Annotated in this window: 10 protein-coding genes; 2 read left to right on the top strand and 8 right to left on the bottom strand. The window is 73.6% G+C overall.

What is annotated here, in order from left to right; all coding sequences use genetic code 11:
* Positions 1–179 precede the first annotated feature (179 nt).
* From IPM43_13060 to IPM43_13035, 6 genes are read right to left on the bottom strand one after another with little or no spacing between them, the layout of a single operon-like run.
* Entirely contained in the window at positions 180–1,427 is a 1,248-nt protein-coding gene (locus IPM43_13060) for a VWA domain-containing protein (GenBank protein ID QQS24323.1), read from the bottom strand.
* On the bottom strand, positions 1,424–3,637 hold the full coding sequence (locus tag IPM43_13055; protein ID QQS24322.1) for a hypothetical protein: 2,214 nt from the start codon (positions 3,635–3,637) through the stop codon (positions 1,424–1,426). The genes IPM43_13060 and IPM43_13055 overlap by 4 nt, the downstream gene beginning before the upstream one ends.
* A 14-nt stretch (positions 3,638–3,651) precedes the next feature.
* A complete protein-coding gene (locus tag IPM43_13050; GenBank protein ID QQS24321.1) occupies positions 3,652–4,734 on the bottom strand; it encodes an AAA family ATPase in 1,083 nt (360 codons plus the stop codon).
* Positions 4,731–5,543 (bottom strand): hypothetical protein, encoded by an 813-nt coding sequence (locus IPM43_13045; GenBank protein ID QQS24320.1) that lies wholly within the window; start codon positions 5,541–5,543, stop codon positions 4,731–4,733. Before IPM43_13045 ends, IPM43_13050 begins: the two co-directional genes overlap by 4 nt.
* Positions 5,540–6,979, bottom strand: a complete 1,440-nt coding sequence (locus IPM43_13040; GenBank protein QQS24319.1) for an SWIM zinc finger family protein — start codon at positions 6,977–6,979, stop codon at positions 5,540–5,542. Before IPM43_13040 ends, IPM43_13045 begins: the two co-directional genes overlap by 4 nt.
* A gap of 33 nt (positions 6,980–7,012) precedes the next feature.
* On the bottom strand, positions 7,013–9,196 hold the full coding sequence (locus tag IPM43_13035; GenBank protein ID QQS24318.1) for an MMPL family transporter: 2,184 nt from the start codon (positions 9,194–9,196) through the stop codon (positions 7,013–7,015).
* A 134-nt stretch (positions 9,197–9,330) separates the two neighbouring features.
* Between IPM43_13035 and IPM43_13030 the strand changes: the two genes are divergently transcribed.
* Together IPM43_13030 and IPM43_13025 are read left to right on the top strand one after the other, a co-directional pair.
* Positions 9,331–10,767, top strand: a complete 1,437-nt coding sequence (locus IPM43_13030) for a cystathionine beta-synthase (GenBank protein ID QQS24317.1) — start codon at positions 9,331–9,333, stop codon at positions 10,765–10,767.
* A complete protein-coding gene (locus tag IPM43_13025; GenBank protein ID QQS24316.1) occupies positions 10,760–11,923 on the top strand; it encodes a cystathionine gamma-synthase in 1,164 nt (387 codons plus the stop codon). Before IPM43_13030 ends, IPM43_13025 begins: the two co-directional genes overlap by 8 nt.
* An 88-nt stretch (positions 11,924–12,011) precedes the next feature.
* On the opposite strand, the gene IPM43_13020 is transcribed toward IPM43_13025, so the two are convergent.
* The gene (locus tag IPM43_13020) at positions 12,012–13,358 is read right to left on the bottom strand and encodes an FAD-dependent oxidoreductase (protein ID QQS24315.1); all 1,347 of its coding nucleotides are present in this window, start codon (positions 13,356–13,358) and stop codon (positions 12,012–12,014) included.
* Positions 13,355–14,086, bottom strand: coding sequence for a ribonuclease HII (locus tag IPM43_13015; protein QQS24314.1), 732 nt, complete (start codon positions 14,084–14,086; stop codon positions 13,355–13,357). Before IPM43_13015 ends, IPM43_13020 begins: the two co-directional genes overlap by 4 nt.
* Between the last annotated feature and the right edge of the window lie 15 nt (positions 14,087–14,101).

Here is a 14,101-nt window from a genome sequence, read left to right as displayed (position 1 = left end):
CTGACGGGTGGCGCTGCGTTCGTTGGCGATGTCGATCATGACGTGGGTGGGGAGCATTTCGGGCCTCCGGCCTGGTCTCTTCTCGTGCACCATCGATGATGCGCCTCTGAGGTACCGGGCCACATCGGTCGACCTGCGTATTTCGCGCCGCGGGGGTCGGCTGTCGAGTACGCGCGGGCCTAGGGCGTCGGCGCGGCGGTGACGATGCCGTGCTCGGCCGCCCAGCGGCCGAGCCGGTCGGGCTGTCCGTGGCGGTCGAGCGCGGCCGCCAGCATGTCGGGAAAGACGTCCGGTGAGCAGCCGAACGCGACGACGCCGAAGCCGGCCAGTGCTGCCGCCAGGGAGTGGTCGTACGCGGGTACACCCTCGTCGGACAGGGCGAGCAGGACCACGATCGTCACCCCGATGCGGCGCAGTTCGGCCACGCGGAGCAGCAGTTCGTCGCGGGAGCCGCCGTCGAACAGGTCGGAGACGATCACGACGACGGTGTCGGCGGGCCGGGTGATGGCGCTCCGGCACACGGCGAGCGCGGCGCCGATGTCGGTGCCGCCGCCGAGTTGCACGCCGAACAAGACGTCGACGGGGTCGGCCGCCACCGGGGTCAGGTCGACGACCGCGGTGTCAAACGCGAGCAACGTGGTGCGCACAGCCGGCACCGACGCCAGCACCGAGCCGAACAGCGCCGCGTAGACGACACTGTCGGCCATCGAACCGCTCTGGTCGATCGCGATGATCACGTCGCGGGCCATGCTGCGCCGCCGGCGGGTGGCGCCGATCACCCGCTCGGGCACGACCGTGCGCTGCTCGGGCAGCCAGTGGCGCAGGTTGGCCAAGATGGTGCGGTCCCAGTCGACGTCGGCCGGTAGCGGGCGCCGGGTTCGTGCCGAACGCGCGACCGCGCCGCGCACCGCCGCCCGGGTGCGATCGGCGAGCCGCCGTTCGAGCTGCTCGACGACCTGGCGCACGACGCGGCGCGCCGTCGCCCGCGAGGCGTCGGGCAGCAGCCGGTTCAGCTCGACGATCATCGCCACCAGGTGCACGTCGGGCTCGACCGCGTCGAGCAGTTCGGGCTCGAGCAGCAGCCGCTGCAACCCGAGCCGCTCGACGGCGTCGCGCTGGAGCACCTGGACGACACGCGTCGGGAAGTAGCGGCGGATGTCGCCCAACCACCTGGCGACCGCCGGTGACGAGGCGCCGAGGCCGGCCGAGCGCCGCCGTCCGCGTTCGGTGCCGGACCCGGTGGGGTTGTTGTCGTACACCGCCGCGAGTGCGGCGTCGATGCGGGTGTCGTCGCCGTGAAGCTCGGCACCGGTGCCGTCGTCGCCGCCGCCGAGCACCAGCCGCCAACGGCGCAGGCGCTCGGGCTCCGACACGCGGTTCGCGCCCGGTGCGGACCCTGCCGCCACCGCCGCCGGTCCAGGGCTCATCTCGCCACCCCCAGCATCGCCCTGACCGTGGCCATCGCCGCCGCCGCCCGCTCGGCGTCGAGCTCGCCGAAGCTGCTCGGGTGGGGGCGCCGCGCCCGCCGAGCGACGAGCTCGCCGAGCTGGCGCCGCTCCGCGGAGGCGAACGCGCCGAACGTGCGTCGCAGCAGCGGCATCGCGTCGAAGAACGGGTCGGGCCCCAGCTCGGACAGCCATCTGTCGATCAGCGCGAGCAGCTCCGCGTCGTGCACGAGCACCGCGCCGCTGCCCGAGAGCATGCCCTCGACGAACGCGGCCCCCTCGGCGGGAGGCACCCCCGGCGAGAGCGCCCTCCCGAGGCGGGCGCCGAGCAACTCCGAGCTCCAGTGCCCCGAGTCGTGCAGCAAGCGAGCGGCCCGCCCCTGCACCGCCGCCGCGACCCCGGAGCGGGCGGCGAGCCGCGCGAGCACCTCGGGCCACGCGCGGTGGCGGGCGGGGTGATCGACCAATGCGAGCGCCGACTGGGCCGCGGCCAGGCGTTCGGCCATCGCCCCCGCCTCGTCGGCGGCGAGCGCGACGCACGCCGTCTCGAGCCCGGCCAGCGCCCGGCCGACGAGGCCGTCGACCACCTTGCCGAGCGCAGTGGCCTCGGTGCCGCGGACGTCGCCGTAGCGGGAGGCCTCGGCGAGCGGGGTGAGCGCGTCGAGCAGGTCGACGACGGCGGGGTCGTGGGCGGCCCGCAGGGCGAGCTCATCGACGAGCTCGACCACCGCGCCGCGCAGGTCGGCGGCGAGCGCGGTGGAGATCAGCCCGACCAGCGCGGCGAGCGACGAGGTGCCCCGCGCCCGCTCTGCCAACCTGGCGCTCGCTGCCGCAACGACCGTGGTGCCGAGCCCGGCCCGTTCCACCAGCACCACCGCCAACTCCGGCTCCCAGGCCAGGCGCCAGGCCTCACGGAAGGTGCCGCTCGATCCGCGTCCCGACGTGAGCGCACCCCAGCCGAGCTCCAGCGCGTCGAGCCGATGCAGCAGGCGCGAGCGGGCCGAACCGTTCGGCGTGCGCAGGTCGAGCTCGACGACGTGCACCTCGGCACGCGGGGTGAGCCGGCACCGCCGCTGCCAGGTGGCTAGGTCGCGGGCGAGCGGCACCATCGGCACGTCGGCGGGCACCGACCCGATCGAGCGACCGACGACGAGGCGGTCGTGGAGAAGCTGCAGCGGCCCCGGTTTGCCGTCGCCGAGCACCGCCCCCGCCGCGTCGAGCACCTCGGCCAGCCCGGCCCGCGGGCGGGAGCGCAATGCGGCGAGCGAGTTGGACAGGCGCGCCGCGGCGACGAGATGGTCGGGTGAGGCGTCGTAGCCCTCGGCCCGCAGCGCGTGCGCGGCGTCGGCGAACCAGTGGACGACACCATCGGCACCGGGGTGCTCGAACACGTGGGCGTACCACTTCGGCGACGCGACGCCCGCGCTGTATCCGGTGCCGGCAGCAAGGCGCCGCAGCGTCCACGGCACCCAGGTGAGCGACACCTTCACCTTCGGGCAGCCGCGCAGCAGCGCGGCGTCGTGGCCCGCGGAGGGCCACGGCTCCACCAAAGCGGGGACGTGCCAGGCGCCGCACACGACGGCGATGTTCTGGAACCCGTCCCGCCCGGCCTGGTGCACGCTGCGGCGCATGTGGGCCTCACGGCGCGCGTCGACGCCACCGGGCACCCATCCTGCGCGCACCGCCGCCATCGCCTCGCCGACGGCGTCGAACGCCGGCTCGCCGTCGCCGCGGTGCTCGACGACGTCGTCCCACCATCGCTCGGGGTCGTCCTCGCCGGCGGCGTCGGCGAGGACGCGCAGCGGATCGGCGGGAGGCGGCGTCGATTCCTCGATCCCGGCCAGCGTCGGTTCGTCGCGCGGGGCGGCATCGAGGGCAAGCGTCGCCGCGGCGGGCAGGTCGATGGCCCGCACCGCGACCCCGTTCGCATGCGCCCACCTGGCCGCGACCCACTCCGGGCTGAACGACGCGAGCGGCCAGAACGCCGCCTGCTCGGGATGGTCGACGACGTGGGCAAGGAGGGCCACCGGGGGCACGAGGTCGTCACGGGCGACGAGCGCCAGCGCCGACGCGGCGTCGGCGGGAAGCTCGATGAGCACCACGTCGGGACGTGTCGAGTCGAGCGCGCGCTGCACCGAGCGCGCCGACCCCGGGCCGTGGTGCCTGATCCCGAACACGTGCCGGCGCGCCATGTCGACCGACCGCGTCAGCTGCTGGCCTCGCGGCACGCGGCGTAGAGGTCGCCCCAGCCCGGCCGTTCGCGCACGACGACCTCGAGGTACTCGCGCCACGCCACGTCGTCGTGGATCGGATCCTTCACCACCGTGCCGACGAGACCCCCGGCCACCTCGGCCGCGCCGAGCGTCCCGTCGCCGAAGTGGGCGGCCAGCGCGAGGCCGCCGACGATCACGGAGATCGCCTCGGCAGTGGACAACGAGCCGCTCGGCACCTTCAGCGCGGTGCGGGCGTCTTCGGTGACGCCGTTGCGCAGCTCGCGCAGCACGGTGACGACACGGCGGATCTCGTCGGCGCCCGAGCCCGGCGGCGCCAGCCCGAGCGAGGCGCCGAGCTGGTCCACCCGAGCGGCGACGATGCCGACCTCTTCCTCGACGGTCGCCGGCAGCGGCAGCACGACGGTGTTGAATCGCCGGCGCAGGGCTCCGGACAGCTCGTTGACCCCGCGGTCGCGGTCGTTCGCTGTGGCGATCAGGTTGAACCCACCCACGGCCTGCACCTCGCTGCCCAGCTCGGGCACGGGCAGCGCCTTCTCCGACAGCACGGTGACGAGCGCGTCCTGCACCTCGGGCGACATGCGGGTGAGCTCTTCGACACGCGCGATCGCACCGCGTTGCATCGCCACCATCACCGGGCTCGGCACCATGGCCTGCGGACTGGGGCCTTCGGCGATCAGGCGGGCGTAGTTCCACCCGTAGCGCAATGCCTCTTCCGGGGTGCCCGCCGTGCCCTGCACGATCAGAGTGGAGTCACCGCTGATCGCCGCCGCGAGGTGCTCGCTGAGCCAGGTCTTCGCGGTGCCGGGGACGCCGAGCAGCAACAGCGCGCGGTCGGTGGCCAATGTGGCCACGCAAACCTCGACCAGTCGGCGGCTGCCGACGTACTTCGGCACGATCACCGTGCCGTCGGCCAGCTCGCCGCCGAGCACGTACTGCACGACAGCCCACGGCGAGAGCTTCCACCCCGGTGGACGCACCCTGTCGTCGGCGGCGGCGAGCACGGCCAGCTCGGCGGCGTGCTCCTGCTCGGCGTGGGGACGCAGGATCTCGGTCATCCGCTACGGACCTCCGGGTCGTTCTCTCGGGTGAGCGTGGCGACGAGCTCGGCCCGGGTCCTCGCCAGGTCGGCGAGCGCGCCCGCCACCGCCCCGGCGGGTAGGCCGTGATCGGTGGCTTCCAGTGCCTCGGCCAGAGGCACGAGGGTGTCGGGGCGCACCCGCGACACGGCGAGCACGAGCACCGCTCGGTGGGAGCGCCCGAACGTGGCGCGCTGCACGCCGCCGGCGACGACGTCGACCACGTGTCGCGCGTCGGCGTCGATGACCGAGCGCAGCTCGGCCGGCAGCGCCAGCTCGCCCGGCGCCGGGGCGGGCGCACGCGGTGCTCGCGCGGGCGCGAGCTCGGCGAACCGGTCGACCAGCCACGGGGCCAACGGGCCGGCCAGCCGCTCGACCGCGCCGCGCCGCTCGGGGTGGGACCGGTGGCGCGCCAGCAGCGGCACCACGTGCTCCGGTGCCAGCCGGAAGCCACCCGCTTCGGCGTAGGCGAGCCACTCGTCCTCGAGCACGTCCCAATGGGAGAGCACCCGCCGCAGCACCTCGCCCGCGCGTGCAGGCGTCGGCGGCCGCGGGTCGGGGGGCAGCGGATCGTCGATCACCCCCAGCTGTACCGGGCCCATCCCGGCCCGGCGCATCGCGGTGAGCGCGGCCACCTGCTGCAACAGCGACGCGGCGGGATCGGCCTGCGGCGCCTCGGCGGTCAGCTCGGCCAGCAACCCCGGTGGCGGCGGTGGCACGGGTCGGCGGTCGGTGCCGAGCAGGCCGACGGCGACGAGTTCGTCCCAGTGCTCGGTGAGCGCGCTCACCGGAAACCTCCCCGGGGACCGACGTCGACGCAGTGGTCGCCGAGGTGCACGGTGAGAGCGACGACGCCGAGTGGCGTCCACTCGGCCACGATCGGCTCCGGGCCATGCGCGGTGCACGCGGCAAGCACCGCCCCCGGCTCGCCCGGCCCGGCCAGCGCGAGCCCGCCGGTGTGGTCGTGCAGCCACCACTTCCCGTCCACGATCGAGACTGCGCCGCGGACCGCGAACGGGACGTGCTCCAGCCACGGCTCGCTGGCCAGGCTCGCCCCGACCTGTTCACACGCGGCGGCGATGGAGGGGGCGACGACGGGCGCGGCGGCGGTCGGCTCGAGCCGGCGGTGGACGCGCCCGACGAGGGCGCGCAAGGGCACCGTGCCCGGGTAGCGGTGCAGGTCGGCCTCGAACGACGCGCCGACCGGGAGCGAGTCGTCGAGCACCTGGCCGTACGCGGCGAACGAGAGCACGAGCGCCCATCCGTGTCGCTCGCCGACGAGCCACGTGCGCCGCACGGTGATGCGGTCTTCGAGGGTGTCGCCGCGCCCGGCGACGAACCAGGTGTCGGTCTCGGGCACGCCCGCGAGCACGTCGGCCTGGCGCACGGTGAACCCGACGGCGGCGGCGACGCCCTCGGGCAGCGGTTCGGGCAGCGACGGGATGCGCCGGCCGGCCTCGGCCAGCAGGTGGAGGACGCCGAGCTCGGCGAGCACCCGCTCGTGCCAGCCCGAGCTGGTCCCCACCATCCCGCCGATGCGCCTGACGCGGTTCGCCAGGGCGAGCGCCTGGGCGTCGACGAGGCGCGCGGCGAGCTCGTCCCAGGTGCCGTAGCGCGCGAGCGACGCCTCGCCGAGGCCGGTGCGCAGCCGGTCGGTGATCCACCGGTCGAGCTCACGCAGGCCATGGCGCACCCGTTCGGCACGCTGGTCACGGCGTCGCTCCGCATCGGAGCGCGACTTGCCTTCCGTGGCGCGCTCGGCTCCGGGCTCGCCCGCCGCCGCGGTTCCGCCGGCGGCGCCCACCCGCGCCCTCGGACGGGAAGGGCCGGCGGTGCTGGCGTCGGGCTCTGCCGTCTCGAGCGACGTGGCGGTGCCCGAGCGAGCGAGCAGCGCCTCGCGCCGGGTTAGCCACGCCGCGGCCGTGGCCGGGCGGACGCCGTCGGGCACGTCACCTCTCGCCCACAGCAGCAGCAGGGCCACGGCGTGCTTGCACGGATGCAGCCGGCCAGGGCAGTTGCAGCGGAAGGCGACGCCGACGTGGTCGACGACCACGTCGTACGGCTCTCGGTTGAGACCTTGGCAGCGACCCCACAAGCCGGTGGCGTCGCAGCCGGTGCCGACCCATGCCGCGGGTACGGCGAGCGCCCGGGCGGCGGCGAGGCGCGCCGGGGCGAGCGCCGCGACCTGCTCGACCGACCACCTCTGCGCGGCCTCGACCACCATGGGGCGAGGGTAGCGAGAAGGTGTGGCGCGGCGTCAGTGGTTGAACCGCACCTTGGGCAGCACCTTCTCCAGGGGCTTGGGAAGCCACCAGTTCCTGTCGCCGAGCAGGCCCATCAGCGCCGGCACGAGCATCATCCGGATCACCGTGGCGTCGATCGCCACGGCGACGGCGAGGGTGACGCCGAGCTCGGTCGGAGGGATCGGCCCGGTGACCCCGAAGGCGACGAAGACCACGATCATGATCAGCGCCGCGTTGGTGATCGGCCGTCCGGTGCGGGCGATCCCCTCGCGGATCGCGCGCTTGGTGTCGCCGGTCGCGTCGTACCGCTCCCGGATCGCAGCCAGCAAGAACAGCTGGTAGTCCATCGACAGTCCGAACAGCAGGGCGAAGAAGAACAGCGGCGCCCAGGCGTCGACGAAGCCCTGGGGCTCGATCCCGAGCAGCTCGGCGCCGACGCCGTGCTGGAACACGAGCGTGGCGAAACCGAAGCTGGCTGCCACCCCGATCAGGTTCAGCACGATCGAGCTGAGCGCGATCGTCAGGCTGCGGAAGACCACGAGCAGCAACAAGAACGCGACCAGCATGATCGCGAGCACCGCGTAGGGGGCGCGCCCGGTGAGCACCGAGGTCAGGTCGTGGTTCATCGCCGCCGGACCGCCCACCAAGGCGTCGGGCACCGCTTCGCCGATGGTGCCGCGGAGGCGCTCGACCATGTCGGACGTCGCCTGCTCGTCGATCGCCGTCGCTCCGGTCACCCTCACCACCGTGCGCCCGGTGGCTGCGTTTGGCTCGGCGACGATGCGGGCGTCGACGACGTTCTCGTCGGCGATGGCCAGTTCGACGACCTGGGCGGCCGACTCGGCGGGCACGGTCACGAACACGGGTGCGGCCGCGCCCTCTCCGAAGGACTCGGCGACCATCTCGTAGCCGTCGCGGCTGGTGCGGCCCTCGTCGACGACGCGTCCTCCGGGCATGCCGAGGCGCATCCCGAGCGCGGGAGCGGCGAGCGCGAGGAGCAGCACCAGCCCGATGGTCAACGTCAAACCCGGGCGCTTCAGCGCCATCGACGTCCACCTGGCCCAGCGCCCCTCGGCGGCGCGGTCGCGGTCGTCCTCGGGCTTCGCGACGAGCACCCTGTCGCCGAGAGAGACGAGCACGGCGGGCAGCAGGGTGAGCGAGGCCAGCGCCACGGCGACGACCGAGAGGATCATGCCGAGCGCCATCGCGCGGAAGACCATGACCGGCACGAGGAACACAGCCGCCAGTGACAGCACGACGGTGAGCGCGGACAAGAAGACGGCCTTGCCCGACGTGTCGAGCGTGACCGCGATGGCGTCCTCGGCGCTGCGGCCGTCCTCTCGTTCCTCCCGGTAGCGGGAGACGATGAACAAGCTGTAGTCGATGCCGACGGCGAGGCCGATCATCATCGAGAAGTTCATCGACCACACCGACAGCGGCGTCAACGCGGTGAGCAGGTGCAGCGATGCGAAGCCGACGGCGATGCCGGCGATGGCGAGGATCAGCGGCAGACCAGCGGCGAGCGCGGCGCCGAAGGCGACGAACAGCAGGATCAGCGTCGGCAGGCCGGAGAGCAGCTCGGCCTTGTGCAACGCCTCTTCGTTGGAGTGGTTGAAGTCGCTCCAGATCGGCCATTCCCCGGTCACCTCGGCGCGTGCACCGTCGGGCAGGTCGAGACCCGCGACGTGGTCCATCAGCTCTCCGGCGGACTCGGGCAGGTCGGCGTCGGTCTCGGCGACCAGGTTGACCGGCACGAGTGCCGTCACGCCGTCGGGCGACATCAGCCCGGCCTCCGGCGGCATCTGCGTCGGGTCGACCACCGAGGTCGTCCCCGGCGCCCCCTGCAGCGACTCGACCAGTGCCAGCAGGCCGGAGGTGTCGTCGGCGAGGGGCGTCTCCTGGCGGTAGACGACCATCGCCGCTTCGGCGCCGAGCTCGGGGAAGTCGGTGCGCAGCTCGTCGCGCACCGCGGTGGCGGTGCTGCCCTGCGCCTCCCACCCGGCACCCGACAGTGCGCCGGTGAGCGTGAGGGCGAGCGGCGCCGCGCCGAGGGTGACGACCAGCCAAGCCACGATCACCATCCGGCGATGGCGGGCGGAGAAGCGGGCGAGGCGCGCGAACACCGGCTCGCGGCCGGTGTCGGCTGCAGGGATGTGGCCGGAGGCTCGCTCGGCGGCGATGGGATCGGCGGTCGGCATGGGGTCTCCCTCTCGGATCACTTCCCGGGTCGCTAATACCCTAGGGGGTATAGCTACCTTACCCATCGGGGTACCGCGCGACAACTCCCCCGAGTGGCGAAGTCGTTTCCGACCAGGCCAGTAGGGTTTCGCCCATGCCCTGGGGTGACGACGCCGAGGATGCCCGGCTGCACGGCACCCAGATCGCGGACTCCGTGCTCGACCTGATCGGGGCCACTCCCCTCGTCCGGCTGAAGCGCCTGAGCGAGATCGAGCAGGTCTCCTGCCTGCTCACGATGAAGATGGAGACGTCCAATCCCGGCGGGTCCTCGAAGGACCGCCCGGCCCTCGAGATGATCCTCGCCGCGGAGCGCGACGGAACCCTGCTCCCGGGAGGCACGATCGTCGAGCCGACCAGCGGCAACACCGGCGTCGGGCTCGCCATCGTCGCCGCCCAGCGCGGGTACCGGTGCGTGTTCGTGATGACCGACAAGGTGGCCCCGGAGAAGGTCTCGCTGCTGCGCGCGTACGGAGCCGAGGTGGTGGTGTGCCCGGTGGCGGTGCCGCCGGAAGACCCGCAGAGCTACTACCGGGTCGCCGAGCGGCTCACCCACGAGCTCGCTGCGTTCCGCCCCAACCAGTATGCGAACCCGAACAACCCGCTCTCCCACGAGCTGACCACCGGACCCGAGATCTGGCAGCAGACCGCCGGGCGGATCACGCACTTCGTCGCCGGTGCAGGCACCTGCGGCACGATCACCGGGGTAGCCCGCTACCTGAAGCGGCAGAACCCCGACGTGAAGATCGTCGCCGCCGACCCGGAGGGTTCGGTGTTCTCCGGCGGGTCCGGCCGCCCCTACCTGGTCGAGGGCGTCGGCGAGGACTTCTTTCCCGCCGCCTGGGACGCGAGCATCCTCGACGACATCATCGCCGTCTCCGACGAGGAGAGCTTCTTGACCGCGCGCCGGGTCAGCCAGGTGGAAGGCATCCTCGTCGGCGGCTCGGGCGGGATGGCCGTGGCCGCCGCGTTGCGCGTCGCCGCGCAGGCCGGCCCCGACGACCTGATCGTGGTGCTGAACCCGGACTCGGGCCGCGGCTACCTGTCCCGCGTCTTCGACGACGCGTGGATGGCGACCTTCGGCTTCCTCCGCGAGTGCGAGAACTGCGTCGGCGAGGTGCTCCAGACCCGCGGCGACACTCCCCAGCTGCTCTACGTCAACCCCTCCCACACGGTGCGCGACGCGATCGACCTGATGCGCGCGAACGGCATCAGCCAGCTTCCCGTGTGCAAGAACACCCCGCCGTTCGCCGCGGCCGAGGTGTCCGGCGCGGTCGACGAGCTCGACCTGATGGAGGCGGTGTTCCGCGACCCGGCGATGATGGCGACGCCGGTCGAGAAGGTGACCGGGCCGAAGCTGCCGACGATCGGCATCGGCCAGACGATCCAGCGCGCGGTCGAGATGCTGGAGACTGCACCCGCGCTGCTGGTCCTCGCCGGCGGGCGGCCGCTGTCCGTGCTCACCCGCACCGACCTGCTCGCGTACTTCGAGTCGGTCGCCCCCGCGGCAGGGCGGGTGACGGGCCGTGGGTGAGCAGACCGACGAGGAGGGCTGGGGCTTCGAGACCCGCGCGGTCCACACCGGCCAGCAGCCCGACGCGGCGAGCGGTGCGGTGGTCACGCCGATCACCCTGTCGACGACCTTCGCCCAAGAGGGCGTAGGGGTGCACCGCGGGTTCGAGTACTCACGCTCGGGCAACCCCACCCGGGCGGCACTGGAGACGTGCTTCGCCTCGCTGGAGCGAGCTCGCCACGGGCTCGCGTTCGCGAGCGGGCTGGCAGCCGAGGACAACATCTTGCGCCTGCTCTCCCCGGGTGACCGCGTCGTGCTCGGCAACGACGCGTACGGGGGCACGTTCCGGCTGATCGCCAAGGTGCACGCCCCGGCGGGGATCGAGTGGACCGCGTTCGACCTCACCGATGTAGACGCGCTGGCCGCCGAGTGGCCGGCGGGCACGCGCATGGTGTGGCTGGAGACACCGACCAACCCGCTGCTCACCTGCATCGACATCGAGGCGGTGGCCGCAGTAGCCCACGCGCGGGGGGCGCTCGTCGTCGTCGACAACACGTTCGCCACTCCGTATCTGCAGCAGCCACTCGCCCTCGGCGCCGACGTGGTCGTGCACTCGGCGACGAAGTACCTCGGCGGCCACAGCGACGTGGTCGGCGGTCTGGTCGCCGTGGACGAGGACGGGCTTGCCGAGCGGCTGAGCTTCACCCAGAACGCGGCGGGGGCGGTGCCCGCCCCGTTCGACTGCTACCTCGTGCTGCGCGGGCTGAAGACCCTGGCGCTGCGCATGGAGCGCCACTGCTCGAACGCGCGTGCCGTCGTCGACCTGCTGCTCGCCCACCCCGGCGTCGACCGCGTGCTCTACCCGCAGCTCCCCGACCACCCCGGCCACGCAGCGGCGGCGAAGCAGATGCGCGACTTCGGCGGCATGGTCAGCTTCACCCTGCGCGGCGGCGTCGACGCCGCCCTCGAGGTGGTGCGGCGCACCGAGCTGTTCACCCTGGCCGAGAGCCTGGGTGCGGTGGAGAGCCTGATCGAGCACCCGGGGCGGATGACCCACGCCTCGGCCGCGGGGTCCCCACTTGAGGTTCCCGACGACCTCATCCGCCTCTCCGTCGGCGTCGAGTCCGCCGCCGACCTCGTCGCCGACCTCGCCCAAGCCCTCGACCCCCACCCCTAACCGCCCAAGAAACCGCAGCTTCCGCGCCAATCTGTCAACCAACCTGCGCCAGGCGCGTGCTCGTTGACAGATTGGCGCGCAAGCCGCGCTAGCTGGGGAGGTCGGGGAGGTCCGCGAGGATGGCGGCGGCGACGGCGGAGCCGCTGCGCAGGGCGCCTTCCATGAACCCGGTGCCGTCGTCGGCGTGCTCGCCGGCGATCCACATCCGGCCGTGGCGGCGACGCATCGCGGCCCGGGCGGGCTCGATCTGGCCTGGTCCGAAGGCCGCGTAGCAGCCGAGGCTCCACGGGTCGTTCGTCCAGTCGGTGAGCACGCGCTCCAGCACCAGGCCGCGCAGGCCGGGAAAGATGCGGTTCATGTCGGCGACGACGCGGTCCGCCGCGTCGGGCAACGAGACGAGCGCGGCGCCGTCGTGGCTCGACGCGAGCGCGGTCAGCACACCGGCATCGCCGGGCTGGACGTCGCTCGTCTCCCACAGCTCCCCGAACGCCCTGTCGCTCACCACGTAGCCGTCGCGGCCGTAGTCGCGCCACAGCCTGCGCCCGACGTGCACGCTGAGCTTGCCGCCGATGCCGTAGCCGACGGCGGTCAGCTCGCTCGGGGCGTCGGGCCAGATGCGCCCGAGCACCGGCAGAGGGACCGTGGCTACGACCGCCGCCGCGCGAAGGACGGCTCCGTCGGCGAGCTCCACCTCCCCCGCCGCCGGACGCAGCGCGCGCACCGGCGTCGAGAGCCGCACCCGGGGTCCGAGCCCCTCCGCCAAACGCCGGGGGAGTTGGTCGTTGCCGCCCGCGATCCGGAAGGCCTCCTGGCCCGCCCCGCGACCCCGACTCGCCCGCTGCGCGCCCACGAAGAGACAGCTCAGCTCGTCGGGCGGCAGCATCCACTCGGTGCGCACGTGGCGGCCGACGACGACCCTGCCGGCCACGGTCATCGACAAACCGGCGAGCGCCTCGCCGAGCGACTCCGCATCGACCGCAGCCGAGCCGACCGCAGCAGAGCCGACCGCGGCCGCGGCCGAGCCGAGCGCGGCGGCGGCCACGGCTCTCTCGGCGAGGGAATCGAGCAGGGCTTCGTAGGCGGCGAGGTCGGCGGAGAGGCCGGGGTGCGCCTTGAACGGGGCCGGCCGGCCGCCGACGTCGAGCAATCCCCCCGCGGGCAGCATCGCGCTCGGTGGCCGCTGCAACAGCGACAGCCCCATCTCGGCGACGAGCTCGCGGGTGAAGCTGTGCTCGGCGTCGATGAACTCTGCGCCGCGCTCGCACCACTGGCCGTCGGCGAACGTCTGGCTCCACACTCGCCCACCAACCCGGTCGCGGGCTTCGACGACCGTCACGTCGAGGCCCGCCGCGGTCAGCTCACGCGCGCACTGGATCCCGGCCAGTCCTGCTCCGACGACGACGACGTCGTGGCTCGCGGCCATCGCCGCACTCACCAGTCGAAGAGCGTCGGCTGCTCGGGCCGCACGACACGCCGCACGCCGCTCCACGGCACGTAGTGGTCCATGAACACCCACGTGCGGCGGTGGGCGGCGGAGGGCCCGTACCCCTGCAGCGCGGTCTTGTGCAGCGGGCACGGGTAGCCCTTGTTGGTGTCGAACGCCCAGTTGGGGTAGTGCTCGGCGAGCTCGCGCATCAGGCGATCTCGCGTCACCTTGGCCAGGATCGAGGCCGCCGCCACGCTCAGGCAGTGCATGTCGGCCTTCACCCGCGTCTCCACGCACGGCACCAGCGGCGACACGAAGTCCCACTTGCCGTCGACCACCGCGGCGTCGGGGCAGCGGCCGAGCTGCTCGGTGAGCGACGCCACCGCGCGGCTGGTGGCGAGCTGCTGGGCGGCACTCATCCCCAGCTCGTCGCACTCCTCCTGGCTCGCCGCGCCGACGGCCCACGCCTCACACCACGCCGCGACGCGGTCGAAGATGCGCTCCCGCTCGCGCTCGGTGAGCAGCTTGGAATCGCGCACGCCGTTCACCCGCCGGTCGCGGGGAAGGACCGCCGCGCCCACCATCAGCGGGCCGGCCCAGGCGCCGCGCCCGACCTCGTCGATGCCGACCACCAGCGCGTGTCCGGCATCCCACAGCTCACGCTCGAGCCCACGGGTCGGCCCCCGGCGGGTGCGCGGGCGCGCCCGGCTCGTCGTCGCTCGGGCGGGGGCGGCCATCGCTCTCGACGGTAG

The sequence above is a fragment of the Actinomycetota bacterium genome (assembly GCA_016700055.1).
In the GTDB taxonomy this organism is placed as follows: Bacteria; Actinomycetota; Acidimicrobiia; order Acidimicrobiales; family Ilumatobacteraceae; genus Kalu-18.
The sequence above is the reverse complement of the archived record's forward strand: the minus strand, read 5'-3'. Positions and strand labels throughout refer to the sequence as shown.

Coding starts and splice junctions, on each gene's coding strand:
- IPM43_13015 (QQS24314.1), bottom strand. CDS start 14,086: ATGGCCGCCCCCGCCCGAGCGACGACGAGCCGGGCGCGCCCGCGCACC.
- IPM43_13055 (QQS24322.1), bottom strand. CDS start 3,637: ATGGCGCGCCGGCACGTGTTCGGGATCAGGCACCACGGCCCGGGGTCG.
- IPM43_13035 (QQS24318.1), bottom strand. CDS start 9,196: ATGCCGACCGCCGATCCCATCGCCGCCGAGCGAGCCTCCGGCCACATC.
- IPM43_13050 (QQS24321.1), bottom strand. CDS start 4,734: ATGACCGAGATCCTGCGTCCCCACGCCGAGCAGGAGCACGCCGCCGAG.
- IPM43_13060 (QQS24323.1), bottom strand. CDS start 1,427: ATGAGCCCTGGACCGGCGGCGGTGGCGGCAGGGTCCGCACCGGGCGCG.
- IPM43_13030 (QQS24317.1), top strand. CDS start 9,331: ATGCCCTGGGGTGACGACGCCGAGGATGCCCGGCTGCACGGCACCCAG.
- IPM43_13040 (QQS24319.1), bottom strand. CDS start 6,979: ATGGTGGTCGAGGCCGCGCAGAGGTGGTCGGTCGAGCAGGTCGCGGCG.